Origin of the sequence: Streptomyces agglomeratus, assembly GCF_001746415.1 — a bacterium.
GTDB lineage: Bacteria > Actinomycetota > Actinomycetes > Streptomycetales > Streptomycetaceae > Streptomyces > Streptomyces agglomeratus.
Genome location: NZ_MEHJ01000002.1, coordinates 436,997 through 461,458, shown reverse-complemented (window position 1 = coordinate 461,458; position 24,462 = coordinate 436,997). Strand labels below are relative to the sequence as shown.

At 67.6% G+C, this 24,462-nt stretch carries 28 protein-coding genes and 3 pseudogenes; 17 read left to right on the top strand and 14 right to left on the bottom strand.

All coding sequences use genetic code 11. From position 1 onward, the window contains the following. Complete coding sequence (locus AS594_RS45225; protein ID WP_167368139.1) at positions 1–228, top strand: hypothetical protein; 228 nt, start codon at positions 1–3, stop codon at positions 226–228. A 100-nt stretch (positions 229–328) separates the two neighbouring features. On the opposite strand, the gene AS594_RS38760 is transcribed toward AS594_RS45225, so the two are convergent. From AS594_RS38760 to AS594_RS38745, 3 genes are all read right to left on the bottom strand, one after another. Beyond that, positions 329–658 (bottom strand): AraC family transcriptional regulator, encoded by a 330-nt coding sequence (locus tag AS594_RS38760; RefSeq protein ID WP_141747247.1) that lies wholly within the window; start codon positions 656–658, stop codon positions 329–331. 1,070 nt (positions 659–1,728) lie between these two features. Continuing rightward, positions 1,729–2,196, bottom strand: coding sequence for a hypothetical protein (locus AS594_RS38750; RefSeq protein ID WP_240509379.1), 468 nt, complete (start codon positions 2,194–2,196; stop codon positions 1,729–1,731). Between the two features lie 551 nt (positions 2,197–2,747). Then, complete coding sequence (locus AS594_RS38745; protein ID WP_069934150.1) at positions 2,748–2,984, bottom strand: TIGR02391 family protein; 237 nt, start codon at positions 2,982–2,984, stop codon at positions 2,748–2,750. 132 nt (positions 2,985–3,116) lie between these two features. On the opposite strand from AS594_RS38745, the pseudogene tcmP reads away from it, so the two are divergent. Then, positions 3,117–4,402, top strand: a pseudogene (gene tcmP / locus AS594_RS42325) (three-Cys-motif partner protein TcmP). A 41-nt stretch (positions 4,403–4,443) separates the two neighbouring features. On the opposite strand, the gene AS594_RS45220 reads toward tcmP, so the two are convergent. The 6 genes from AS594_RS45220 to AS594_RS38710 form a co-directional block, all read right to left on the bottom strand. Next, a complete protein-coding gene (locus tag AS594_RS45220; protein WP_167368167.1) occupies positions 4,444–4,581 on the bottom strand; it encodes a hypothetical protein in 138 nt (45 codons plus the stop codon). 121 nt (positions 4,582–4,702) lie between these two features. Continuing rightward, on the bottom strand, positions 4,703–6,022 hold the full coding sequence (locus tag AS594_RS38730) for a UDP-glucose dehydrogenase family protein (RefSeq protein ID WP_069934148.1): 1,320 nt from the start codon (positions 6,020–6,022) through the stop codon (positions 4,703–4,705). Positions 6,023–6,093: 71 nt separating this feature from the next. Beyond that, on the bottom strand, positions 6,094–6,534 hold the full coding sequence (locus AS594_RS38725) for an NUDIX domain-containing protein (RefSeq protein ID WP_069931262.1): 441 nt from the start codon (positions 6,532–6,534) through the stop codon (positions 6,094–6,096). 49 nt (positions 6,535–6,583) lie between these two features. Beyond that, positions 6,584–7,045 carry an asparagine synthase-related protein gene (locus AS594_RS38720; protein ID WP_167368166.1) on the bottom strand — a complete coding sequence of 154 codons (462 nt, stop codon included), beginning with the start codon at positions 7,043–7,045 and terminating at the stop codon, positions 6,584–6,586. A 140-nt stretch (positions 7,046–7,185) separates the two neighbouring features. Continuing rightward, positions 7,186–7,623, bottom strand: a complete 438-nt coding sequence (locus AS594_RS38715; protein WP_141746954.1) for a Cif family virulence factor — start codon at positions 7,621–7,623, stop codon at positions 7,186–7,188. 20 nt (positions 7,624–7,643) lie between these two features. Continuing rightward, positions 7,644–8,798, bottom strand: coding sequence for an amidase domain-containing protein (locus tag AS594_RS38710; RefSeq protein WP_079148568.1), 1,155 nt, complete (start codon positions 8,796–8,798; stop codon positions 7,644–7,646). A gap of 646 nt (positions 8,799–9,444) precedes the next feature. On the opposite strand from AS594_RS38710, the gene AS594_RS45215 reads away from it, so the two are divergent. Next, positions 9,445–9,702, top strand: coding sequence for a hypothetical protein (locus AS594_RS45215; RefSeq protein WP_141746942.1), 258 nt, complete (start codon positions 9,445–9,447; stop codon positions 9,700–9,702). A gap of 488 nt (positions 9,703–10,190) precedes the next feature. On the opposite strand, the gene AS594_RS38700 is transcribed toward AS594_RS45215, so the two are convergent. Continuing rightward, on the bottom strand, positions 10,191–10,673 hold the full coding sequence (locus tag AS594_RS38700; protein WP_069931258.1) for a hypothetical protein: 483 nt from the start codon (positions 10,671–10,673) through the stop codon (positions 10,191–10,193). Positions 10,674–11,330: 657 nt separating this feature from the next. On the opposite strand from AS594_RS38700, the gene AS594_RS38695 reads away from it, so the two are divergent. The 4 genes from AS594_RS38695 (at position 11,331) to AS594_RS38680 (ending at position 14,519) form a co-directional block, all read left to right on the top strand. Next, complete coding sequence (locus AS594_RS38695) at positions 11,331–11,996, top strand: GGDEF domain-containing protein (protein ID WP_069934147.1); 666 nt, start codon at positions 11,331–11,333, stop codon at positions 11,994–11,996. Further along, complete coding sequence (locus tag AS594_RS38690; protein ID WP_069931256.1) at positions 11,993–12,250, top strand: hypothetical protein; 258 nt, start codon at positions 11,993–11,995, stop codon at positions 12,248–12,250. The genes AS594_RS38695 and AS594_RS38690 overlap by 4 nt, the downstream gene beginning before the upstream one ends. Positions 12,251–12,346: 96 nt before the next feature. Then, positions 12,347–12,697 carry a hypothetical protein gene (locus AS594_RS38685; RefSeq protein WP_069931255.1) on the top strand — a complete coding sequence of 117 codons (351 nt, stop codon included), beginning with the start codon at positions 12,347–12,349 and terminating at the stop codon, positions 12,695–12,697. A gap of 598 nt (positions 12,698–13,295) precedes the next feature. Continuing rightward, positions 13,296–14,519, top strand: a complete 1,224-nt coding sequence (locus tag AS594_RS38680) for a glycosyltransferase (RefSeq protein WP_069931254.1) — start codon at positions 13,296–13,298, stop codon at positions 14,517–14,519. Between the two features lie 186 nt (positions 14,520–14,705). Here the strand turns inward: AS594_RS38680 and AS594_RS42315 are convergent, their stop codons facing one another. Next, a complete protein-coding gene (locus AS594_RS42315; RefSeq protein ID WP_176741147.1) occupies positions 14,706–14,897 on the bottom strand; it encodes a hypothetical protein in 192 nt (63 codons plus the stop codon). Between the two features lie 137 nt (positions 14,898–15,034). Between AS594_RS42315 and AS594_RS43635 the strand changes: the two are divergent. The 6 genes and pseudogenes from AS594_RS43635 to AS594_RS38655 form a co-directional block, all read left to right on the top strand. Then, positions 15,035–15,136: pseudogene (locus AS594_RS43635) on the top strand (IS5/IS1182 family transposase); the annotation flags it as partial. Between the two features lie 216 nt (positions 15,137–15,352). Beyond that, a complete protein-coding gene (locus AS594_RS38675; RefSeq protein ID WP_069931253.1) occupies positions 15,353–16,033 on the top strand; it encodes a hypothetical protein in 681 nt (226 codons plus the stop codon). Positions 16,034–16,346: 313 nt separating this feature from the next. Continuing rightward, complete coding sequence (locus AS594_RS45635; RefSeq protein ID WP_069934146.1) at positions 16,347–16,598, top strand: hypothetical protein; 252 nt, start codon at positions 16,347–16,349, stop codon at positions 16,596–16,598. A 142-nt stretch (positions 16,599–16,740) separates the two neighbouring features. Continuing rightward, the gene (locus AS594_RS45630; RefSeq protein ID WP_176741137.1) at positions 16,741–17,037 is read left to right on the top strand and encodes a hypothetical protein; all 297 of its coding nucleotides are present in this window, start codon (positions 16,741–16,743) and stop codon (positions 17,035–17,037) included. Further along, entirely contained in the window at positions 17,037–17,978 is a 942-nt protein-coding gene (locus AS594_RS38660) for a phosphotransferase (protein WP_069931250.1), read from the top strand. Before AS594_RS45630 ends, AS594_RS38660 begins: the two co-directional genes overlap by 1 nt. 231 nt (positions 17,979–18,209) lie before the next feature. Next, positions 18,210–18,989, top strand: a complete 780-nt coding sequence (locus AS594_RS38655; RefSeq protein ID WP_240509378.1) for a hypothetical protein — start codon at positions 18,210–18,212, stop codon at positions 18,987–18,989. Between the two features lie 271 nt (positions 18,990–19,260). On the opposite strand, the gene AS594_RS38650 is transcribed toward AS594_RS38655, so the two are convergent. Next, positions 19,261–19,464, bottom strand: a complete 204-nt coding sequence (locus AS594_RS38650) for a hypothetical protein (protein ID WP_069931249.1) — start codon at positions 19,462–19,464, stop codon at positions 19,261–19,263. A 559-nt stretch (positions 19,465–20,023) separates the two neighbouring features. Between AS594_RS38650 and AS594_RS38645 the strand changes: the two genes are divergently transcribed. Continuing rightward, positions 20,024–20,548 carry a P-loop nucleotide/nucleoside kinase family protein gene (locus AS594_RS38645; RefSeq protein ID WP_069931248.1) on the top strand — a complete coding sequence of 175 codons (525 nt, stop codon included), beginning with the start codon at positions 20,024–20,026 and terminating at the stop codon, positions 20,546–20,548. Positions 20,549–20,660: 112 nt separating this feature from the next. Here AS594_RS38645 and tpg read toward each other — a convergent pair whose 3' ends face one another. After that, a complete protein-coding gene (gene tpg, locus AS594_RS38640; RefSeq protein ID WP_069931247.1) occupies positions 20,661–21,272 on the bottom strand; it encodes a telomere-protecting terminal protein Tpg in 612 nt (203 codons plus the stop codon). Between the two features lie 355 nt (positions 21,273–21,627). Here tpg and AS594_RS44215 point away from each other — a divergent pair, with 355 nt between their 5' ends. Next, positions 21,628–22,107: a DEAD/DEAH box helicase family protein gene (locus AS594_RS44215; protein ID WP_141747245.1), complete on the top strand. Its 480-nt coding sequence runs from the start codon at positions 21,628–21,630 to the stop codon at positions 22,105–22,107. A gap of 147 nt (positions 22,108–22,254) precedes the next feature. Here the strand turns inward: AS594_RS44215 and AS594_RS48280 are convergent, their stop codons facing one another. Then, positions 22,255–23,118, bottom strand: coding sequence for an SCO2400 family protein (locus AS594_RS48280; protein ID WP_420877920.1), 864 nt, complete (start codon positions 23,116–23,118; stop codon positions 22,255–22,257). 855 nt (positions 23,119–23,973) lie between these two features. Between AS594_RS48280 and AS594_RS47025 the strand changes: the two are divergent. Both AS594_RS47025 and AS594_RS47395 read left to right on the top strand, forming a co-directional pair. Further along, positions 23,974–24,234, top strand: a pseudogene (locus AS594_RS47025) (PucR family transcriptional regulator); the annotation flags it as partial. A 31-nt stretch (positions 24,235–24,265) separates the two neighbouring features. Then, positions 24,266–24,394, top strand: a complete 129-nt coding sequence (locus AS594_RS47395) for a hypothetical protein (RefSeq protein ID WP_256097142.1) — start codon at positions 24,266–24,268, stop codon at positions 24,392–24,394. Positions 24,395–24,462 lie beyond the last annotated feature (68 nt).

Below are 24,462 nucleotides of genomic sequence, written 5' to 3'. Positions count from 1 at the left end.
GTGAGCGGCAACGTTCCGCAGGCCGAGGAAGGCGCCAGCCGCGAGGTACTTGGCGCCTTCCTGGCGGGCGCGCCGAACCGCCTTGAGAGCCCCCACTTCGTCCTCAGGAAAACCGAGCCTGCGTGCCTCGGCCTGAGCTTCAAAGAGGTGGCGAACCCTTTCCCAGCCTTCGGACGGTTCAAAGCGAGCCACCATCCAGGGCTGATCACCGGAAGGTGCAGACAGTGATCCGAGCACATCCTCGCCGCATCTCACCCACCAGACTGGTCCGTCGGTGCTCTCATCTCTCTGTTGCACAACTCCTCCTACAGAGCCCGTCCGAGGTCTCTCATGATTTGCTCGAGGCTGGTGCCCACGGCCAGTACTTGACGACCGCATCGCCCTGCAGGGAGAACTTCACGAGTAACTCCTTGTCGCGGAAGGCGGTCTCCCCGAGGTCGAGTCCAAGGGCTTTGATGTGGTCCGGTACGTCCAGGCGGGCGGCGGCGTCGACGGTCTCTGAGGTCACTCGGCTCAGGTCAACCGCGATGTAGCCGTTCGCGCCGGCCCCAGCCATGTTGCCTGCTTCCCCGCAGATGTCGTACATGACCCTGGGATCACTGGTCAGCGATATCCACGGTGAGTCTGGGACGCCCATCACGTGCTGCCACGGGGCCACGTTGCCATTGGACCCGGGGCGGACGAGGCTTGCCGACGGGCCCTCACCGGGCCGCAGGGCACGGAAGGCATTTGCGGAGACTCCGGTGTGCGCGGATACGGTGATTCCGGGTGCGAAAAGGCCACGCATCCAACTGAATACCGGTCCCACAAGGCTGCTGCTGCTCCCGCCTGCGGCGCCGAACAACAGGTCCCAGGGATCGGTTGGCCGGCAGTTGGCTTGGTTGACGCCCCAGGAGAGCCCTGCGCCGATGCCGCCGTTCACTGCGGTGGAGGCGGCGACGCCTCGGCCGCCTGTCATGCTGAGCCCACGGGCGGCGGCGTTGCCGGCGCCCGGCTTCGACCCCACCTGACCGCCGGCTGTCTCACCGCCACCGGCTTACTCACCCCACCGACCCCTGGAAACCTCAGTAGCCACCGCGGTGGCCCTCGAAGGCGGCTTCCTCGCACGTGTGACGTGCGATCAAGGGCAGCGATATGGCGAAGCGGTCTGCCGCTGCGAGACGTGTTCGCAGCGGCAGACCGTGTTGCTTTCGCGCGAAGTGGCGACTTACTTGTCGGCCTTGTCCAGGCGCCAAGCAACCATCCCTGTGCTGCCTGGCATCCCTTCAGTGTCGATCCGAACCTTGGCCGCTGAGGCTGTGAGGCGCTGGCGAAGTGGGACGCCGTCGCATTCCATGGTCCGGCGGATGGGGTCCTTCAGGGCTATGGAGAGGGTGATCTTGCCCTTTCCGGCGCAGGCGACCGCCAACTTGTACGAGCGTCCTCTTGTCAGTTCCGGCTCAGTGTGGAGTCCGTCGCTAACTCGCTCAAGGCCGGCCTCGACAAGCAGCGGATCGATGTCGCTGACGTCCCGGGTGCCGAGAGCTTCCTCGACCTGCCTACCAAGTCTCTCCTCAGCGCCATCAGATGTTTCGGAAGGACGCTCCGGTTGAGGCCGTGGGCTGCTCCCCGGAGCGCTCGGGCCGGTGGGCCCGCCGGAGTCGCTCGTGCACCCGGCGACGAGGGCAACGGACAGTACGGAAACGCAACAGAGTGCGAGGCTGCGCCACAAGGGGCGCGTTCGAGGAGTCATGAACTCGTCGACCAGTATCGCCAACCGGTTTCCCTGGTAGGCAGCTTCGCGGTCCCTGAGCCGATCTTCACCTTGCCGCATCGGTCGGAGCTGGTTGCATACTTCGTCCAGTTCACCTTGTATCCCCAGGCACCGTATTGCAGGTGACCGTACTTTCCTGCGGGGATGGGGCGCGTGTATGCGTGTCCCACGGTGACCCCCACTTCCGCAACCACCTTGAGGCTGTATTCCGCCTTGACTTCAGCGAGGAGGACACTGGCGCTGGCTCCAGCGGTGCCGCTGACCTCGACCCCGATCTTGCCCGCCTTCTCGACGCTGACTCTCATACTTCCGCCCGGCCCGTCCTTGAAGCTGGTGCCGTTCCACCAGGACGGAACGTGATAGTTCTTCTTGCCGCTCACCGTGTACCACTTCCTGTACGGGTTGTCGCAGCGCGGGACCACGGATTCGCCGTCGTCGCTCACCTCGGGCAGTGCGGAAAGAGCGCGGTCGCTAGCAGCGTCGGCGGCCGACTTGGAAGGGCCCTCCACCACACTGTCAGCTGGCTTCTGCGTGGCTATTTGGTCGGCGCTGAGAGCTTCAGGTGCTACGTCAACCGAGGCCTCAGCTGCGCCGGCAGCGGTAGCGAGTGCGGCAGTGAGAACCAAGGCAGTGGCCGGAGCGAAAACGTACCGCATCGTTGAATGTCGCACGACAATTCCCCCAATGATTGACACCCATTAACTGGGCGGGTCAGTGCACAACCTACGCAACTCCCGCGACCTCATTAGCACTTATCTGATTTCCTGAGGAATACTTGAGGGTGCGCGTGGCATCCGTCATCAACGTCCGCACAGGGACCGGCGCCGATAAGCGGTCATGGACCAAGTACGTCGGGGGGCTTCACCAGGTCGAGCCGGAAAGCGAGGGTTCTGCGAGGCAGAGGGAATAAGCGGCCTGGAAGAGTCACTGCCCACGGCGGAACGGCGCGACCGAAGAACCCCGACCGGAGCGGTTCATCCGGCGCCTGCCGCCGCTACGGCGTCGCGGTGGACTGTCGGCGCCTGGCGCGTTCGACGTGCCGCAGCAGCAGATCGGCGAACTGGATGATCTCGGCCGCCTCGATCGGGTCGTCGAAGTCGACGGTTCGGTGGCTGGCAGGGTTCTTGTACGCGCCCATGGCACCGGCGAACAGCGCGGAAGCGGCCTCGTGCTCACCGCCTTCGGCTCCGGCGTCGGTGGTCGGCAGAGGGGTGTTCCGTAGCGAATACACCTGAGGCCATCGCCAGTCGGTTGCTCCTAGGCGCCTTCGGCTACACCGCCGCGCTGGTCCGTGCCCAACCGCTGATCCGCTCCCTGAAGGGTCAGCGACATTTCCGAGAAGTGATCCAGACCCGCAGGCCTCATGCGGTCCGGCCTTTCACTGGCCCGCCCCGTGACGGTCTTGCCGGAGCTCCTCGCCGTGCTTCACCATCTGAACCAGGCAAGTACTGCGAAGCCGGGGGTGGGCATGTCGTCTGGTACGGGCGGGAGCTACTGGGCCGACAAGGCGCTGCCGAGCGTGTTCAAGCACGAGCTGCTCAAGCGCTACCTGCCGCAGTTCGGCGGGATGACGGGTTCGCGATCGCACGACAAACGCGTGGTCTATCTGGACGGATACGCGGGCGAGGGCCGCTACGAGAACGGAGAGCCTGCATCGGCGGAGCTCGCACTGCGCATCGCCGCGGACCTCCAATCCCGGGCAGGACTGACGCTGTTGTGCTTCTTCTCGGAGTCCCAACCGAAGTCGTTCGACCTCCTGCACGAGGTCGTCCAGCAGTACCGCGCGAGCGGTGTGCTGGCACACGCGCACCGCGGTGAGGTCGATGGCGTCCTCGACCAGGTCGTCGACCGGGCCGAGCAAAACCGCTGTTCCTCTTCCTGGATCCGTGCGGGCTGCTCCTGCCCCAGGACCGGCTGGTGGACGTGCTGGCCCGCAAGCTGCCGCACAAGAAATGGCCCCCGACTGAGTTGCTGATGAATTTCAGCATGATGGCCGTCTGGCGCCTGGGCGGCCACGTCCGCTCCCCACAGGGCAACGAGAAGTCGCTGCAGCGCTTCGACGATGTGTGTGGCGGGACCTGGTGGCGCGAGTACTTTGCCGACGCGGTGGCGTCCCGCGACAAGGAGGAGGCGGCGCAGGACGCGATCGAGGCGGTGGCGGCTGAGTACCGTCAGAGACTGGCCCGACATACAGGAATGCTCGTGCAAGCGGTGCCGGTGTCGCATTCACCGCGCAAACGCGCTGTCTACCAGCTGGTGTTCGCCACTCGCAGCCCCTACGGGTTGTGGGTCTTCGGCGACACCGTCGCCCGCGCCCGGAACGAGTGGTGGGAGACGCTCGAGATGCGCGAGGACGACGCCCTGTTCTCGGTGACTTCAGTTACACGCCCGGACCCGAAGGAGGTTGAGGCCAGGGCAGTGCCGCAGATCGCGACCAACCCGGAGAAGCTCCTGCTGGAGACGGGGCGGCCGGTCAAACTGGTCGACCACCCGCTGGAGATTTTCGGCTCGTTCTACGGGCAGGTCACCGAGCCGGTGGTGCGCAAGGCCGTGCAGCTCCTGCACGGGCAGGGCAAGACGCCCAGCAACGGTGTGGGAGTTCGCCGGACACGGGAGATCACCCTCTACCCCAGGAACCGCGCGGCCTAATCTGACACCGTCACCGCCAGTGCTCTGGGGCGGTCCAAGGGTCAGGCCGGGACCGTCAACGGCATCTGATCCCAGGTCCGTCCCTCGAGGGTGCGGCCGCCGGCCTTCGGCTCGGTGGTCCGGTACATCCGTACCGCACGCTCACGCAACTCCAGCGGGTATTTCCTCGGGGCAGGCATCGTCTGGGCTCCTCTCATGAAACCCATCTGACCCTCTGTCACCCAGCCCCGCATCTCGGGGGAACCTCAGGGGGCGACCAGTCGGTTTGAGCTCCGTCTTCGTGGCTGAGCTGCGCTGGTGTCAGCCGAGTCCGAGGGACCGGATGATCCAGCCGGCGTCGCGCCACTGATTGGTGTTGAGGATGCCGCGGGCGTCGATGACCTTGGGGCTGTTGGTGCGGGTGGCGAGCCGCTTGGGGTCGATGTGCGTGAACTGCGGCCACTCGGTCAGGTGCAGCAGCAGGTCCGCGGCGTCGACGGCGGTGATCGGGTCCTCGACGTAGTCGAGTTCGGGGTGGAGCTTGCGGGCATTGTCGAGGGCCTTGGGGTCGGTGACGGTGACGGTGGCGCCGAGGTCGTGGAGGGCCTGGGCGACGGCGAGGGCGGGCGAGTCGCGGATGTCGTCGGTCTCGGGCTTGAAGGCGGCGCCCCAGACGGTGATCCGCTTGCCGCGCAGGTCGGTGCCGAGTTCCTCGCGGGCGAGGTCGATGACACGCTGGCGGCGGCGGGCGTTGACGGCGCCGACTTCGCGGAGCATGCCGACGGCCTCGCCGGCGTCGAGCTCGTCGGCGCGGGTGATGAAGCCGCCGAGGTCCTTGGGCAGGCAGCCGCCGCCGAACCCGAGGCCGGGACGCATCCCGCGGCGGCCGATGCGGATGTCCTGGCCGAGGATGTCGGCGAGCTCGGCGACGTTGGCGCCGGACTTCTCGCAGACCTCGGCCATCGAGTTGATGAAGGAGATCTTGGTGGCGAGGAAGGAGTTCGCGGCGCCCTTGGCGAGCTCGGCAGTGGCCCAGTCGGCGACAAGGGTCGGCGTGCCCGACTCGATGATCTTGGCGAACGCCTGCCGGAGGATCGCTTCGGCCCAGGAGTGAGTGGTGTTGAAGCCCAGGACGAGTCGGTCGGGCCGGAGCGTGTCCTCGACGGCGAACGACTCGCGGAGGAACTCCGGATTCCAGGCGACCTCGATGAGGTCCCCGGCGGGGGCGTGTTCGCACAGGAGCTCAGCGACGCGGGGTGCGGTGCCGACGTGGACGGTGGACTTGACCGCGATGACGGCCGGGGTCGTGAGGCCGGGGGCCAGCTTGGTGACAGCGTCGAAGAGGTGGGTGAGGTCGTAGGCGTCGGTGCCGGGCTGCTGCGGGGTGCCGACGCCGATGAAGTGCAGGTCGGTGAAGTCGGCGGCCTCGCCGTAGGAGGCGGTGAACTTCAGCCGGCCGGACTCGGTGTGCTTGGCGAGGAGGTCGTCCAGGTCGCGTTCGAAGAACGGGGCCTTGCCGGTGTTCAGGGTGTGGACCTTGTCAATGTCGGAGTCCATGCCCAGGACCTCGTGGCCGAGCTCGGCCACGCAGGCGGCGTGGGTGGCTCCGAGGTAGCCGCATCCGATCACGGTCATCTTCATGTGCGGGTCGTCCCTTCGGGTGGGGCCGCCGTCGGTGGCCCCACCCTTGCCCCGCCCGGAAGAGCGGGTGGTCAGGAGGGCCTGGCGGCCAGATAGCGGTGGATCCCGTTCCGGATGAACGGCGGGATCGTGAGGATGTCGAGGTGCTCGGGGGCGAAGAACTGGAGCTTGACCCCCTCGGCGAGAGGCAGGGCGGTCTCGTCGCCGTCCCAGGAGGCGGAGAAGAAGGTGATGATCTGTCCGGAGCCGTGCTCGTCGCGGGTCTCGAACAGCTCGGTCAGGTTCTCCGCGGTGAGGCCGGCTTCCTCGTCGAGCTCACGGACGATCGCGTCGGCCGGGGCCTCGCCGGGGTCGCAGCCGCCTCCCAGAACGGACCAGTGGTTGGCCCAGGCGATGTTCGGCAGGTCGTCGCGGAGGTGGAGGAGGAGTTCGCCGCGGCGGTTGATGATGATCGCGACGGCGCCGCGGGCGGCGGCGGCCTGCTCCTCGGCCGTGGTGGTGTCGGATTGCATTCCGACACGCTAGTGGGGCAGTTGAGGATCACGCGGCAGCCCGGACCGTCTAGTCCGAAAACCAGGCGGCTGCCATGAGGGCCTGCATGCGGGTGCGGTCGAACCGGCCTCCGGGCTTCAAACCCCCCTCGAGGAGGAGGCGGAATGCGGCCGGGGCGTCGGCGAGGGCGGTGTTGATCTGGGCATCGGCCCAGGCCGCGAGGTTCCCGTTGAGCCAGGAGGGGACTGGGGAGGCGAACCCGAGTTTGTCCCGGCTGGCCCAGACCTCCTTCGGCAGGCCGAGGGCCTTCGCGGCATCCCGCAGGATCCCTTTGCCCTGAGCCGGGTCGCTGATCTTGTGCTCGACGGGGAGCCGGTAGGCGAACTCGACCAGCTCGCGGGCGAGGTAGGGGGACCGGCGTTCAAGCGCGTAGGCGGAGGCGAGTTTGCCGCTGGTCATCACCAGCGGCCTCCAGGCCGTCGCCAGATCGGCCAGGGTCAGGCCGCGGGCGAGGTCCAGCTGAGACGGCAAGCGCATCGGACCTGACCAATCGAGACGGGGACACATCGTAGCTGTCCAGCCTCATGCGGCAGCCGCCCCGCACCTTGCAAGGTTCGGGGCGGCTGCGGCGCTATCCGGGAGGCCGGCTGTGCCACGCCTTCTCCCGGCGCCTACTTGGGAGTGCTGGTGGACGCTGGGGTCTTGCCGTCCTTCCCGAAGCCCGGTGCCTGCCCGAGTGCGACAACCCAGACATCCTTGCTTCGGGACATCTGGATGTACGTGCTGAACGGCTTACCGCGGTCATCAGTGGCCGTGACGTGCGCGCTGGCCACGTCGGGCCCGAAGTCATGCGTCACCTGAACGCTCTTGACCTTCAGGTCACGTCCGCCATCGGCTGCGATGATCTCGGAGGCGTCCTTCTTGACCCCTTCATATCCAGGCTCACCCAGCTTCGCGAGAGCATCCGCGTCACGGGCATTGAGCGCTGCCACGTACGCCTTGGCCGTGTCGCGTTCCGTCCTGGACACATCCGAGCCGTCGTCTGACGAGCAGCCCGTCAGCAGAGCGCATAAGGCTGCTGCGGCACCGACGAGAGGAGACTTCTTCATAGCCTTGTCCCTTGAGGAGATCAGGTGCGGTGTGCGTACCAGGCCGCACGGGGGTACTGCGCTCGGATCGTGCTGAGCTTCTTATTGTGGATGCTCGGGGTGTGGTACGTCATGTAGATCTCGTTGGCGGACCTTTTTGTGACGATCATCGTGTGGTCGATGATCCCGTCCTTTTTCCAGTCCGCTTGGAGCACGTCGGATCGTTGCATCTGCCAGATGTTGTTGAGCACTCTGGTCCTGTCGGAGTGCTTGGCCGCGAACCAGTACCAGTTCTCCGCGCCGGCCCAGGTGTAGCTCGTGTTCCAGGTGTGGCTTGCGTAGAACCACTTCCTGTTGTCCCGCCGGCTTGCCACGCTGCCGGAGGTTGCACGCCAGCCGCCGGCTCGCATGGCTTGCGAGATGAAGTTTGTGCAGTCGTTGCCGTAGACGCGGTAGTCGGAGTTGGTGTTCCTCCAGTGCTTGTCCGCGTACGAGGCCATCTTGCCGTAGTTGTACCCAGCGGCCATGACTGCCTTTTCCTCGACCGAGGTGTCCATGGGCTGCACGGTGGAGGCTGCCGGCGGCTTGGGGCCCTCGTCTTCGGAGTCAGGTTCCGCCGTCGCGTCGAGCGGCTCCGTGATCTGCGTACTGGGGGCGGGGCCCGTCGTATCGACCTGTGCCTGGTCGTCGGCAAGAAGCCACTGGCCGTCAGGAGTGCGGTTGAACTTGAGCGAGTGAGGCAGCGAGTACTCCTCGTACTCAGGGTCCCCCTCCTGAACATCGGGGTAGTAAAGGCGGGTGTCTTCGATAACCTCAAGCGTGGCGGTGTCCCCCTCCACCTTGCTCTCCCCCGGCGTCACCTCCACTTCCGCTCGCGTGTAACCGCCATTGACACCCTGGAGGATGCGCCCCTGCTCTGCCAGGGCCGAGAAGTCATCCTCGAGCTCCACTGCCAGGGCTGCGGTCGTGCCCGCCGGCGCGGCACGGAGACTGCGCTGGACCCCGGTGGTCGTCACCGCATCGGCACGCCGCTGAAGGTAGGCGTCCGTGATCTGTGTGAGCCCCGCTGTCTCATCAGATGACAGCGACGCAGTGCCTGGCTTTGCCTGCGTGGCAGGAGCCGAGGCACCGACCATAGCCAAGGCCAGTGAGGCAGTGCCTATGGCATGGACAGATAACAAGCGTCTTTTGCGCATTGGGTGGATCTCCCCGTATACGAGCGACTGGTCGAACGCATGTCTACTCGTGATTGTGGCGGGGCCAAGTGATGTTCATAGCCTGTGTCCGGTAACCACGATCAATTGGCGTGATCAAGCGGAAGAATGGATGATTCCGCAGCTCGGAGAGCTACAAGCGACCTGAGCTCCCCAGACAGGCGAAAGCAGCAGGCGCCTCAGCCAGTTCGGCTGAGGCTGAGGAACCCTGAGCAGCTTGAGCGATCCACGCACAACTCGGAAGCGAATGAGAATGCCTTCGGCGTCGCAGCTCCCGAGACGAGCATCTGTCGTGGCTTGCGAAGTGGCCTGCAATCGATCGCGCTCTGCCGAACGGCCTACGAAGGGGCACCGTCTGTAGTCGTGCCCCTTCAGACAAGTCGGCCCGCTCGGCGCGGCCTTACGAGGCGGCTGGTGCGGTGTGCTGCAATGTAGGTCAGGCATCGGAACCGGCCCAGGTACCCGCTTGTCGGCGTACTTGTGAACGTTCACGTGTACGCCGACACCATCCCCGCATACGCGGGGAGCAGGAAGGCCAGATCGTCATCCCGGACCTGTCCCTGGAACCATCCCCGCGTGCGCGGGGAGCAGGCGTCCTGGTGTACCCCGGTGGGGTAGGTGGGTCGTCGTGGCTCCACTACAGCCTCATCCAGGTCGGCCACGACGAGGACGGCGACATGGTCCACACGATCACCCTGATCGCCCGTGCGCCTGCGGCATCTACATCGACATCGAACTGCCCGACCAGGACGCGCTCGTCGTCATCCTCGACGAACTTGACACCGCCCCCGGCCACCCGGTGCCGTGCGACTGGCGTCTGCGCAACCGCCGCACCTCGATCGCCGACCGGCGTCACACCAGCGTCCTGGACGAACCGCCCTTCTAGAACGCAGCGCTTCGCTGACACCAACCCACTCGCGACATGCGGAACGGGGCGTGCCCGCGAACCTCCCCAGGTGCCACGAGCCCGCCCCGCTCCTCTACTCCATGCAAGGGAGTATCTCCATGATCCCACCGCGTCCCCGGCGCCGAACAGGCCGACCGCGCCCCACACGGCCCGGGCCCCGCTACCCCGCTCCCGCCCCGCCGACTGCCCGGCCCCTGGGCCCCGTAGCGAGAGGCCAGGACGAGAACCTGGTCGATGCCGACCCGCACGCCCCGTCCGAACCCGAGACGAAGATCCCAACTGGAGTTCACGCGGGTTCCGTGAGAGGCGCAGCGTACGGGGAAGCGCAAGTGAGCAGGTCAGAGCCCTACTTCTGTCCGCCATCCGAGCATGTCAACCTTTCCCAATTGCTGGCGGAGTCTGCGAGTTCGGCCTGCACCTTGCGGGGCTATGCGGGATTCCGGAAGTTGCCGCCGTCTATCGCGGACTCAAGGGGCGCTGGACGAGATCCAGTCCTCGTTGTTTCGGTGGCGATCAAGTCCTGCGGCCTCGAACTCGTCCTCTCCCAGGAGCTTTTGTGCGCCAAGCCGCTGCAGGGCCTGGGAGATCGGGCTGACCGCCCGCGAGAACCGCTTCCTTGTGGGCGTGTCCAGTGGTCCCAGCGCCAGCGAGCCGCCAGCCCAGACGGCGGCTCGCTGCTCGCCAACTCCTCCGAAATACTCAGCTTCCACATAGGCGACTGGTCCTGCGGAGGACCACTGAGCGAGCACCGTCTCGAAGCCCCCCGGCAGCCGCCAGAACCCCAGATCCCCTCCATCGCTGCCGTCTGTCACGGCGTCGAAGACCTCATCGGTCATCGGCATCAGCGACAGGCCCTGACGAATAGGCACCACTCGGGCCCCGGGAACCACCCGCGACGCGACGCGCAGCAACTCGTCTGCCGCGATCACTGCCTGCAATTCGTAACCCACCCCGCGGCCTCCCCTACCGATTGGAGCCCCATCCTGCCTGACACGCCGCGCACGAACCCGCATGCCTCCACGCTCCAGAACCGACACCCCACCAGCGGGTCCTGGCAAGTGAACCTTGAGATTCCACCGCACCGCTGGTTTCGGTTTTCAAGCGGAACTGCGCACTCTCAGGGCTGGCGACAAAACGCCAGCTGCGGATCATGGGGCCTGCGGCCCGACGGTCACGATCCAGTCGCCGAACTTGAGACACGCGGCTCCAAGAACGGCCTGCTGTTCGAGATCGCGAAGGCCCTGCCGGTCCGGCCGATGATCGCCAAGGAATACGCACTCGACAGGCCATGGCAGCCAGACAGACCTGCCGCACCTGCCGCCCCTGCCGCCCCTGCCGCACCTGCCGCACCTGCCGCACCTGCCGCACCTGCCGCACCTGCCGCCACAGATACCACTTCGTCCTGCCGACTTCTCTCAGCAGTTGCCTGGAGTGCCACGACGGCACCCCGGCCGACCCGGCCAGCTACATCGCTCCCCGCCGGCACGCCACCAGCTCGCCGCCTGAACCCGGCAGTGCAGTGCCCGAAGCAGCCGCCTTCCGTTGCCCACGTACGTCGGCTGCTCCGGGCTTCCCATCCCGCAGCAAGTACGAGAGGAAGCCCCAGTATGACCAGCCCCGCCTTACCGAGGAAGAGCCTCCACATCACCGCGGCCGCCGTGCCGCTGGCCGGATGGACCGCCCACACGATCGTCCTCCACCGGCGCCTGGCCGCCGCCCAGCGCAACCTGCTGACCGGCACCCTGCGCCGCGAACCCTTCCTCACGCGAGCGCAGCGGATCCTCGAGCGACACCCGCACGACACGATCGTGATCCTCGCGGACGCCGACCACTTCAAGACCCTCAACGACACCTTCGGACATGCCGCCGGTGACATCGCCCTCGCCGCGATCGGTGCCCGGCTCACCGAATGGGCAGGCAAGCGCGGCGCGGTCGGCAGGCTCGGAGGTGATGAATTCGCCGCTCTCACCCGCGTCCGCCCCCGGCACCAGGCCCTGCGCTTGGAGCACCTCGCCGTCCTGCTCGCCCAGCCGCTCAGCTACGACGACGAGCAGCTGCCTCTCGCGGTATCAGCCGGGGCTGCGACGCAGGGCACCGTCGGCTCGCGCGACCTGGCCGTTCTGATGCGCGCGGCCGACGCGGCGATGTATGAGGGCAAGCACCAGGGCGTTGTCGTTCAGGCCCGGCCCCACCACGCACAGGCGCGCAGCGTCAACGGCCGCCGCGAAGGCCGCCCCGGCACCCACGCCCGTCCGACCAGCGCCGCAGCATGACCGCCGCCCGGCAGCCGCACCCACCTGTTACGGGCCCGGGGCGGCGGCTGCTTGTCTGGCGCGACAGCTGCCACTTCAACCGGTGGGAAGACAAGCCGTGCGTCGTGTGCGACCGGCCCACCCCGCTGCGCTCCCACAGGGGGGAGCCGGTGCACAAGGTCTGCGCCGAAGACTGGAACACCGCCCATCCGACCGAGGTGCGGTTCGTCTCCGACGCGGAGCCCAAGTCCCGCACGAAGCGTGATCACGCCTGAGCACAGTAATGCCCCGGGGCGGGCTGTTCCGTCACCAGCAAGTCGCCAGCCAGCCATCCCCGGGGCACCCACAGCCTGCCCGAGTAAGGACACCTCATGCAATCGCGCACCGTTCCCCTCGATCTGATCATCGGACCCGAGCGTGCCGGCCAGGTCGTCGGCGCCCTCGTCCGCGACCTCATCACCTCCGACCTGCTTCCCGAACCCGTCGCCTACCGACTCGTCTGTGAAGGCGTCCTCGCCGGGGACCCCTGGCTCCTCGCCGAAGCCGGGCAGCTGTGGACACTGCGCCCCGACACCGGGGCCGGTGACGAGCCCGAGCTGCTGTTCATCGTCAGCCGGGACACCACACAGCTCACCGTCGAAGATGCGGACGGCCGGCGCAGCCAGATACCGCTGTGTACGCTCGCCGCTTACCAGCTCGACCAGTGGTACTGGGCCCGCTGAACTTTCCACCCCCCGGTACGGCCCGGGGCGGGGCCGCCAAGAACACTCCCGAGCACGAGTAAGCCGGGCCGCCGCCTACTCCAGTAGGCGTCAGCGCCGGTCGGCGGAGCGGAGGGGTACAGCGATCCGTCACCCGTGACGTCTCGCGTACCCGCTCCGCGCGGCGGCGGACCCCGTCCTACAGGAGTACGTAGGGAAGGTTGAGTACTCCTCACCGAAGCTCAGCCGGTGAGGCAGGCGGGAAGGGATCCCTCTCGGCCAGCGGTTCCAGCCGGCCCACGGGGGCGGCGGTGCTTTGCGTGTGCTTGTCCATCATCAGCGAACCAGAGCGGGAAAGCGGAGTAGCCGCATTCCACGATCAAGGTATCGCGCGCAGGGGGGCTTGCGGCAAGACACCTGGGGTGCCGCAGAATCGCCCACCTAACCCAGAATCACGAGGCCAGGCAGCTCCTACCGGCGCGACCTGTTTTGTACTCATATCCCTTTCTAAGCACGAGCAGCTCTTGCGCAAGCTGACCTACGTTGACCACTGTCATTTACAGCAAGACCGGGCCGCTGCCAGGCCGAGCCCGAGTTCCCACGAAATGAGACTTACTACATGCGTGTGCTGTTGATGGCTTATGGGTCGCGCGGAGACGTCGAACCGCTGGTGGCGGTTGCGGTGCAGCTGCGGGACCTGGGAGTGGACCTGCGGATGTGCACGCCTCCGGACTTTGCGGAGCTGTTCGACTCCGTCGGTTTCCCGCTGGTGCCGATCGGCGAGCCGGTGCGCCCGTTCGTGAAGGGGGTGCTCACCGGGAAGGCGAAGGCTCCTGCGGAGGGGCTGCCCGCACGTGCGGCCGCGTTGACTGCCACGACGTACGAGGCGGTCGTCACGGCTGCCGAGGGATGCGACGTGATCCTGGCGACCGGTCTGCTGCCGGCCGCAGCCGGCGCGAGGACGGCAGCCGAGCACCTGGGCGTCCCTTACGTGTTCGTTGCCTACTTCCCCGCCTACCTGCCCTCGCCGCACCATCCGCCGTTCGAGCGGCCGGGCCGGCCCTTCCCGCCCGGCGTGGCCGACAACCGAATGTTGTGGGACCTGGACACCGAGACCATGAACGTACTGTTCGGGACTGGTCTCAACACCCACCGGGAGTCCATCGGCCTGCCGCCGGTGGGCAACTTCCGCGACCACGTCCTCACCGATCGCCCCTGGTTGGCCGCTGACCCGGTCCTCAGCCCGTGGCAGGAGCCGACGGACCTCGACGTGGTGCAGACCGGCGCGTGGTTCCGGACGGACGACCGCCCGCTGCCGGCCGGCGTGGAGGCGTTCCTCCACGCCGGCGAACCGCCGGTGTACGTGGGGTTCGGCAGCATTCCCATGCGCGACGCAGACGACGTGGCCCGGGCGGCCGTCGAGGCGGTCCGGGCGCAGGGCCGCCGTGTGCTCCTCTCCCGCGGCTGGGCCGACTTGGCCGTGGCCGACGACCAGGACGACTGCTTGACCGTCGGCGAGGTCAACCACCACGCCCTGTTCCCGCGTGTCGCCGCCGTCGTCCACCACGGCGGCGCGGGCACCACGACCACGGCCGCCCGGGCCGGTGCGCCCCAGGTGGTCGTACCCCAGCTGGCGGACCAGCCGTACTGGGCCGGCCGCGTGGCCGACCTCGGCATCGGCGCGGCACACGACGGCCCGAACCCGACCTTCGAGTCCCTGTCGGCCGCGCTCGGTGTCGCCCTGGCTCCCGAGACCGGAGCCCGGGCAGCCGCTGTGGCCGGCACGATCCGCACCGACGGCGCGACGGTGGCCGCAAAGCTGCTGCTCGACAAGGTCAGCTGAGAACGGCACCCGACCAGAAGGCCCGCCACCCGACGGCGGCGGGCATCGGTCTGGCCCCGTGGCATGCATCGAGGCGCTCGCCGCGGCAAGGGAGGAGCCTCCCATTGCCCCACCGACAGACAAACGCCTGCGCTGCCGCCACCGTTCGACCCGTGAGCCGGACGTTGCCATGGGCTGAAGAGGAGGTCAGTCGTCGGAGCCGCCGCGAGAGCCCGCATTCCTGCTCGTGCGGCCCATCCAGGACACCAGTTCGGCCGCCGCCAGAGTCACGGCTGCCACCGCACGCACCCAGCGGGGTCCACCCCGCGCCGCCCACACCACACAGACACATCCGCCAGCAGCGAGCGCGAGCACCCCCGACAGGACCAGCACAGCCATGCTCATTTCCCGCACCTCACCTCTCGCATGGCTCCCATCCTCCCATCTCCCGTACGGCCGCCCCTGACGGCCCTGTTGCTCCCCGCCCCCGGCCGGTCACACAACCCGCAGGCCTGGAAGGAGGACGACCTCAGACTCTCAAGGGCTCCCGGGCCGTAGCCACCAGGTACGACAAGAGAGCGTATGTCTCCTACGGCGCGGTCACCGTCGCTACGATCCGGCTCTGGCTCCGCCCATGACCTGCCGGGCAGCCCTTAGACCGGCCAGGCGCTGCGGGTTGGGCCGTCTGGGGAAACGTCCGCCGACGGCCCGGCTTCCCGCAGTCCCAATCACCGGCCCGTCCTGGGCTGGATGCGAATCTGACTTTGTCCAGCAGTTGTCCTGTCCGGCAGGGCTCAACGATCGGGTAGCGCGCAATGGGCGGTGCGAAAGAGCCTTCGAAACCAAGGGAATCCATGCCCCCGACCATCGGAGAGATTCAGGCCACGCTGGGAAAGCGGCTGGACGACGTGGCCAAGATCCTTGCCGGTGCCCTCGTGGCAGTGGCCGGTATCATGACCACCTTGGGGCTCAATAGCGAGTTCGTGTTCGTCGCTCTCAACAACAGGTCGTGGCCCATCTACGTGGCCTCGCTCTGCGCCATCATCGCCATCGTCTGCAGCATCACCGCACTACTCATCCGCCCCACCGCACGCGGGGTCTTGTGGGAGACGGGGGTGCTCGTCCTCGGCGTCATCTTCTACATGGCATCACTGAGCATTGCCGTGGTCGGCGCCGCCCAGGCCGCGGCCGGAAGCGGCCGCCCGACCATCACCGACGTCAAACTTGACGGACCTCGTTCCAACATGCGGCTGCGCTTCGGCGTGCACGCCGACGGCGTCCAGAAGTGGGCGCACATCGAGGTGTCCGTAACCCCTGTGAATCTTCCGTCCGAGAAGTCGGGGGACCTCTACTGGAGTGTGCTCAGGCCTGACGATAGGGGGGAGATCACGCAGCAGATCGATATCCCGTTTGCGCCTCCGGCAGGAACGTTGGTGGTCGCGATTTCGGCCGTCAACCCCGACAAGTCCGAGGCGGGGGACTGCGCTGCCAGGACGCCGCACGGGCCGGCGTGCACGGAACTCCACATCTCCTGAGCCAAACCGCATTGACGGGATCCGCGGCTGGTCTCGAATCACCCGCGAGGGCGGCCGCAGCCTGGCGCCTCCGGACCCGTCATCATGGAGTGGTTCGGGCAAGAAATTCTGTAGCTCCCGGTGACGGAACTGGTAAGCCATTCCAGCTACCCGTACGAGCCCCGCCCCGCAGCACCAGTCCAAAAACCGTCCCAATCGCCAGGGCAACCACACCGTTGAGCTTCGGCGCAGGCACAGCAGTGCCATATATCGCAGACCCGCGAGGCTGCTGGGCGTGCGGGCACGAGGGCTCCCGGCCTCACACCCGGCGGCTGTGGTCTGGGACCGACCCCCAGGCACACCCGTACTCGCACGGGACGACTTCCACGCCCCCCAAGCCCGGGTACCGGGACATCTGCTGACCATCGCCCACAACGTCCCGAAGCGGCTGATTCTGTCCCGCACCCGCGACCACGGCATCAGCCTCGCTCCGCTCGGGCTCAACGGCCTGGTCCTGGACCCGCGAACCGGCGTGCACATCGCCGTACTGGCCGCTGCTGCCCGGTCCAACGCTGACCAGCCATGATGACGATCACCGAAAACGCCGCGGCGAACGTCGCCGCCTACGGAGCCCTGTTGCGGCGGCACAACGGAACGCGGCTGCGGTACGCGCGCTGCACGGGCGCATCCCGTACGACGACACTGCGGCGCTGCAGCGGCTGTGCGAGGTGCATCGCGTAAGCCCGGCGCTACGAGAGCTGTTCCTCGCCTGGTTCCTGCCAGTGTGCTCACTGCACTTCCGGGCGGGCATCACGGGGGCACAGCTCCCGGGCCTGCTGAAATTCTGGCGCCGCGCCCACCTGGCCCGGCCGGACATACCCGGGAGTGACGTCCTCGGCGAACTGCGGCGCCGCGTCGCGGCGGGTGATATGCGCGGGGTCATGGACGTCCGGACCCTGTCCAGTGCCATTCCCGAGTACCCGGTCACCGACGGTTCCGCGAAGGGACCGGAAGGAGCGAGTTGATGAATGAGAACGACTGGCGGTTCGTCAAGAAGCGGACCGCCGCCGATGGAGCGGTGTACGTCTCCGCCGACGGAACGCGCTACCGGCGCACCGGCGGAGCCGAGCTCCAGGCGGAGGCAGGTTTCCAGCGCCGGATCGCGGACTTGGACTATCCGGTCCCCCGCGTCCTAGAGGAGGGCGTCACTGGCGACGGCCTCTACTACGTCGTGGAGGAGTCGCTGGGCGGCCAGACGCTGCACGACCGGGCGGTGGCGTCACTGGATGGCGGCCGCACCCTGCACGACGACGTCGCCGACGCCGCCGCGCAGGTCGCCGCCCGGCTGCTGCGCGCCCAGGCCGCCCACCTTGTCGTGCCCGCGCCCGGCTCACTGCGGCAGTGGCTGGACAGCGCCGGATTCACTCAGAACGTCTTTGCGGAGAACCCAGACCTGGACAACGACCGGACGCGTGCTGCGCTCGATCACGCCCTGGACCGCCTTGGCACGGTTCCGCTGGTGCGGGGCCACCTCGACTACGGGCTGCCCAACGTCCTGCCGGCCGGAGTCATCGACTGGCAGCACCACGGCCTGGTGCCGCTCGGATACGACGTCCTGCCCGCTCTGGAAATCATCGACTTCAAGGGCGGCAACAAGGGCTACACCGCCAGCCCCGGCCAGCGGCGCCGCTACCTCGCCGTGCTGGACGACGCGAGCCTGAACGCAACGGGACAGCCGGTCGGCCAGAACCTGGGCGCATACCTGCTCGTCAAGGCCCTGTTCTTCCTCGCCCTGATGCGGCCCACCGACCCCTCCCGTACGGACAAGCACCTGAAGTGGCAGTACCGCCGTCATCTCTTCACGAAGGGACTCGAGCAGTATGAGCACACCGGGACGGTTGATACCGCCTTCTTCCCCAGCCTCGAAGAGTTCGTCGCTGGGCACCGCTCTGGCGACCATCCGTGACCGCGACTACCTCCTGGACCGCGCCGGAGTGATCTTCAAAGTCATCGGTGATGTCCGTCCCGGCACGCACTTCCTGGGATACGTCAAGTACTACCCGGACGCCCGCGGCGACCGCGTGCTGTTCGGCCGGACGTACCGGCAGAACAGCGTCGTGTCCAAAGCGTTCGGGATCCTCGCCGACCGGCCCGAGTGCTACATCTACTCCCCCGCCGTGGGTGCGTCATCACTGGCGTGCCCCGCGAGGACATCGTCACCCACTACTCCTGCCGCCAGACCCTCGCCTCACTGCACCAGACCCCAGGCCTCCTGGACCAAACGGCGGTCAGTGAGGACCTGCTCGCCATCATCAACTGGATCGTCGCGGCCGGCGCTGCGGACGTCATCGGCGTGACCGGGTCCTTCCTGGTCGGCGCCTGCAACGCCCGCTCCGACATCGATCTGGTCTGCTACGGGCCACGCGGCTACGAAGCGGCCCGAGCACTGTTCGCCGAACGCGCCCTCATCCACCCCTACGAGGGCGAGACCCTCACGCGGCTGTACGTGCGGCGCGCCAAGTACATGCTGGGAGGAAGCTTCGACGCGCTCATGCGCCAGGAGGCCCGCAAGCTACAGGGCCTGACAGCCGGCGCGGGGGCACACATCAACTGTGAGCCGCTGAGGGCCGACGGGGACAAGACGTTCGCCGGGGTGGTTGCCAAAGAGGTAGGGGCGATCTCCGTCCTTGCCCGGATCACGGATCACTCCGAGGGCCTGGTCACACCGGCGCTCTACGGGATCGAGGTAGACACAGTCACGGAATCCACGGTCGACGAGCCGTCCGTGTTCGCCCGCCGGATCACCCACCTCCGCAGCTACCTCGGTGCGTACACCGGGGCGTTCCGCACCGGCGACATCGTCTACCTGTCCGGCCGGTTGGTCCACATCCAAGGCCCCGACGCACACAGCGGCTTCGGCATCGAACTGACCCCATGGTCGGCAGCCGAGTCCTTCCTCGCCAACCTGACCCGCTGAGCCATGCGTACGGCATCCATGGACCCCCGCCGGTGAATACGCAGCCGCCCAGCGCGCGCAGGGCACGACGGACGCCCGGTCGTGATGGACCTGACCACGCACCAGCTCCTGGTCATCACCGTCACCACCAAGTAGCGCCGCCGACACCTGATCGCCGCCCTGACCTTCGGCGGCACCTGGTTTGACTCCCTGGACCAGGCCGGCCGCGTACTGAGGCCCGCCTCGACGAGCGCCACGCCGCAGGTGCTGCGGGCGGACCGCTGCAGGTGCGTTAGACGCCGCCCTTTTCCATGTTCCCCAGGCGCTGCAGCACCTTCGTCGAGATCGCGATGGCCTCCCTCGTGTCTCCCGAAGCCTGGGCGGCCCTCGCCCTGTCGACCTGCTCAGCGATGGACTGATCGAAGCCCTCGGCTCCAACCGTGGCCATGAGGTTATTGATCTTCTGGAGGTTCAACGTCGCAAGATCGTCAGTCATCTGCGCTTCCCTTAAGGCCGACTACATGCAGACGCGATCGTTGCACTCTCTGTAGTTGGTCACAGCTGTCCGCTACCCCAGATCGGGCGGTGTTCTCTTCCGTTCGTGCCCGGGATGAATCGAGCCGGGCCCTTCCGTCACGGCCGACGAGGTACGGCAGGGCTCCTGGGCGCGTTCGCGCCCAGGAGCACTCGGAGGGTCGGCTGCCCGTGCGGAGGACTGGAGCGCGATCCACTCCGTGGACGTGGTGACCTCCTTCAGGACGTCCGACAGCGGCTCGATGCCGAGCCCCGGGCCCGTCGGGACATTTGGCGGGGCGCCCCCGGCTGTATTGGGAGAATCCCCTGGGAGACGGATTGGAGCGGGTCGTGCAGCACGGTCTGTGGAAAGCGGAGTTCATCGACATTGAGCAGTTGGAATTCGCTCTGACGCTTGGAGGGGGGCATGTTGGTGTACGGATCGGCGGCTGGCCACGCCAAGCAACTCGCCAAGACGATCGACCGCACCGGATCGCTACTCTGCCTGTCCCCGCGGCCCGCACGACGCTAGCGTCAAATCCATGATCGTATGGCTCAACGGCACCCACGGCGCAGGCAAGACGACGACCAGTGCGCTCGTCCAGCAGCTGATCCCAGACTCACGGGTGTTCGACGCCGAGAAAGTCGGTGAGACACTCATGGACATCAAGCCAGGACTGCCCGCGACGGACAACTTCCAGCACTGGCCGCCATGGCGGCCCCTCGTGGCCGAAACCGCCCGACGCATCCTCGACTACACCGGCGGAACCCTGGTGATGCCCATGACCGTCCTGGTCGAGCAGTACTGGTGCGAGATCAGCTCGGGCCTTGACCAGCACGACATTCCGGTCCGGCACTTCGTCCTCCACGCCGACCAGGACACCCTCCGCGCGCGCATCGCGGGCGACACCGTTCTCGGCCCCAACTCCCCGTTCCGTCTCCAATACCTCGAGCCCTACGCCGAGGCGGCCCGCACGTGGTTGCACGCCGAGGCCGAGGTCATCGACACCACGCACCTCACCCCCGCCCAGGCCGCCCAGCAGATCGCAGAGGCCGTCAAGAGTTGAGAGAACGACCTTCCGGCGCCGCACCTCGCAGGTGACAACAAGCCTGCCTTTGTGTCAGCTATCGTGCTTCGGCTCAGGGCCCTGGTCCGATGACCACTCCCGCGGCGGTGGGTCAGTAGTTGAGGTCGAGGTAGTCGATGTTGGTGAACTCGACGGTGAGTCCTTGGGCACGGCGGCCGTTGTCCTTGAAGTACTGCTCCTGCAGTCCCAGCGCGACGATGTTCTTGAGGTCCTCTTCGGTGGCGCCGGTTTCGCGGGCTTGGAAGAGGCGGTCGGCGTAGGTGGCGGGCAGGTGGTGGGTGATGAGGCGGATACGGCCGTCGTCGGTGCTCCCTGGGGCGGCGGTGAAGCCGAACCGGGCGCGGGTCTCGACGGTGATGCCGCTCTGGGTGGCCGCCCTGGCCCGGGCGGCTTCTTTGACCTTGGGTTGCCAGGTCTTCTCCACCGCGGCCTGCAGCCGCCTGCCGTGCTCACCGGTCGCGGTCTTGATCTTCTTGTCGCGGTAGCGCTCCACGGTGCGCCCCGAGACGCCGATCTGCGCTCCGACCCGGCGGGCGAGCTCGGTCCTGCTGGCGGGCTTGAGGTCGGTGCCGCGCCGGGCACGGCGGTCGGCTATCTCGGCTTGTTTCAGCAGGTGCTGGACTTGGCCGTAGGTGGTGGCGGGCAGCGGGCGGGTCGCGGTCTCGCGTTCCGCGCGGGCGAGGGCGTCGTCGATGTGTCCCACCGGTGGGTGTCCTTATTAGTCGTGGCGTCGTGGTGGGGCTTGAAGCGTCTGGCGGACGTTCGGCGCTGGTCGATGAAACCGGCGCTCCACATCAGGTAGCGGGTGCCCTCGTGTTCGACCCTGCCACGCCTGATGCCAAGTACTGCAAGGAGGGTGCCGGGGGCGTAGAGCGCTCTGCCTGCCCGTCCGGAACACCCCGGCCCCCTGGGCAAGGGCGGCTTGGCCCCATTCGACCGCAGCGGCCCCGGGCGGTGGGTGATGATGGGCCGGTGAGTACCGCCCCTGCCGACGTCCCCGTGTCCCATGTGCCTGCATGGGCTTTGTTCCCTGATCAGGTGCGGGGCGGGATGCGGTGGTGCGTCATCTGCGCCGCCCCGGCACCCGGGCGCAGTACATCTCAGCCACAGGCAAGACGCTGGTCGCGATCGGGATCGCACTCGCGCTCCAGGCGCGGTTGACACTGGTGGTGGTGCCGACCCTGGACCTGGCCGCGCAGACTGCTCTGGCGTGGCGGCGGGACGGCTACCTGCGTCACACGATCACCGTGTCCTCGATGGACACTGCCGGCCACCAAGCGCTCGCGGCCGCGCAGGTCGGCTCGACCGCCAGCCCCTCGCACCCCACATCGCGCCCGCCGGTGATGGCTCGACAGCTCACCCGTAATAACCTGAGGGGCTATTCCCGAGCGCGCACGGCAATCGATCTTGCACGGCCTGCGGCTTCCCAGCGCGCCGCCGCTTCCCGCGACGCACCCCTGTCTACCGCTTCGCCGTTGGCAACGTGCCGGGCATCGGTTCCGCGCGGCGGCCATTTGCGCTACCCCCGTTGGGGGTGACTTGACTGGTGCAGAGAAGGAGTCGCTAGCAGCGCAGCAGGTCGTTGCCGTACGACCGCCAGCTTGACTCCGCGCCCCCACCCCTCCGACCTGGCCGAGAGCATCCTCGGCAGGATCGCCGCCGGGCAGTCGCTTGCGGGAACGCTCTTACCGGCCACCGCCCGTTACGATGGGGAGCAGGTTCCCCAGCAGCGGCCCTGTTCGTGCTGCGCGTTCCCCAGGTGCGACGGTCACCGGCGCGCCTGGCGTGCTCGGTGCGGGGCTGCCCGTGGGTGATGCGCTGACACTTCCGGTGGGACTCGGGGAAGGGGTAGTGGTTGCCGGGGGCGACTTGCTGGGCCGGCCACTGGAGGGGCTGGGAGTCGGAGTGACTTTCGCGGGCGGTGGAGCGGGGGCGGAGGTGGGGGCCTTGGACGCCGGCGGCTTCGGCGGAGTGGGCGTCGCCAGAGGACGGCGAGTCACCCCCTTGTTCCGGTCCCGGGCGGTGCCTCTGGCCGGGCGTGTGGCCGTACGTTCCGGGGAACGCGAGGCTTTCGGCGGTTCGGTCGCCTCCTCCTGGGGCTCGTCGGGGGACGCCTGATCTGGGCTCGGCGCCGCCTGAGGGGCACCGGCGGAGCGGTCGGGCAGCAGCGATGCGGTGGCCAGGCCACCCAGTATCGCGAAGGTGGCCGCGGCAAGAGCCCGGCCGCCGTACTTCTTCCAGCGAGGCGGACGGTGGCGCTGAAGCTGGGGCACGGCTACGGTCGCTGACCGCGCGCGGGCCGTGGGTACGGCGGCAGAGGGAGGCAGTGTTGCGGGTACAGCGGCCGGGTCAGCGGCGTGCCGGGGAACGTCGGGAGGCTCGACCGGGCCCGGTCCTTCGTTAAGGAGGACCTCCATCGCGGCCGTACCGATGGCAGGAGCCTCAGCGGCCCGATCGCTCGGCGGCTGCAGGCCGGAGTCGTACGCCCCGCATTCCGGGCACGTCACGGTGCCGTTGAGAGTGCGGCGGCAGGGGACGCAGTAGTCCATGGGTTCGACCGTTCAGTGCGTGAGTCGCGGGCAGGAACCGTGGTGCGCCGACCGGGCAGGGCACCAGTCCGCGGTCGCGCGGCGCCGGGCGTCGTGCAGAAGGATCCTTGGCATGTGCGAACCTCGCTCACTCACCGGTCTAGGGGTTGGTCACCGGTTATCGAGGTCAACGGGGCCCGGAGAGTCACTGTTCATCCGGCGGCAGAAACGTGGGATACGTAACTCCTCTGGCGGTCGTACCTGTTCACGTCAGTGCCCCCGCCCGCATCGCCGCGTCCATCCGGAGCCATGGCTGTGAACAGGGCGTCGAGTGCGACCGGGTAGGCGTGTTCGGATGGAGCTGCGAAGCCGATCAACGAGCCCTGTGGCGGCGGGCGGGGTCACGTTGGAGTTCGGTGAGACCGACCAGGTCGGTCCGTCCCTGGGCGCCGTTGGGGCTCCACTCATGCGCGGCGATGTGTCCGGGCAGCTCTGTGTGCAGCAACCAAGCCAGGCCGAGACCGGGATCTGCGGACGGCGGGGGGATGGGAGCGGGGATCGGGGCAAGTGCTGGTTCAGAGCGGGCTCCTGCGGTTCTTCCCCCGACGCCGCAGGAGCCGCCGTCACGCCATGTTTGTTCAGTTCTGCGATGTATGTTCGGTTATGTGAGAGAATATGCACAACGGCTGTTACCAAAATCCAGCCCCGTTGGCATGGTGGCGCGTGGGTGACGCACCGGAAGGCGTAAACGCATCCCGTTAATGGTTCAGTGGATGGGTGTAGCTGTCAGCGGTCAGGATCACACCCAACTGTCCATTGGTGTGCTGTGCATGCGCGTGTTACGCAAATGTCCGTAATTGGTAACGCGGGGTCAGGCGCACCGCAGTGGTCCGCCCGGCCCGGCCATGGACTCGTGCGTCCGCCTCGTACGCACGAGCCGTACGCGCGCGCTTGCTCTCCTCTGACATTCGCGACATCGAGGACCACCTGCCCGAGCTGGTGCTGAGCGCCGACGCGGACGCGTTCGCAGACCTGCGTGCCCGAGGCCTCGCACCGTTGCGGACCTTGCCTGCCGCGACCGCACGGCGGCTGGAGGAAACGTTGCGGGCGTGGCTGCTGCACCAGGGCAGGCGCGAAGCAGGGGCGTACGGTCCCTGCCGGCCAGTGGATGTTCGCCGGGCAGTACAACCACGCCCGCGGCGGCTGGGACGCCCGGGACGACCGCTACGCGGCCACCGCCGGGACGCGGAGCGAACCGCTCGCCGTGGCCGGCGATTTCGCCCAGCACGACGACTGATTACGAAAACGCGGCAACCTTTTCCTCACCCGTGGCGACCAGAAGGCGCAAGATCTTCCCCACGCAAG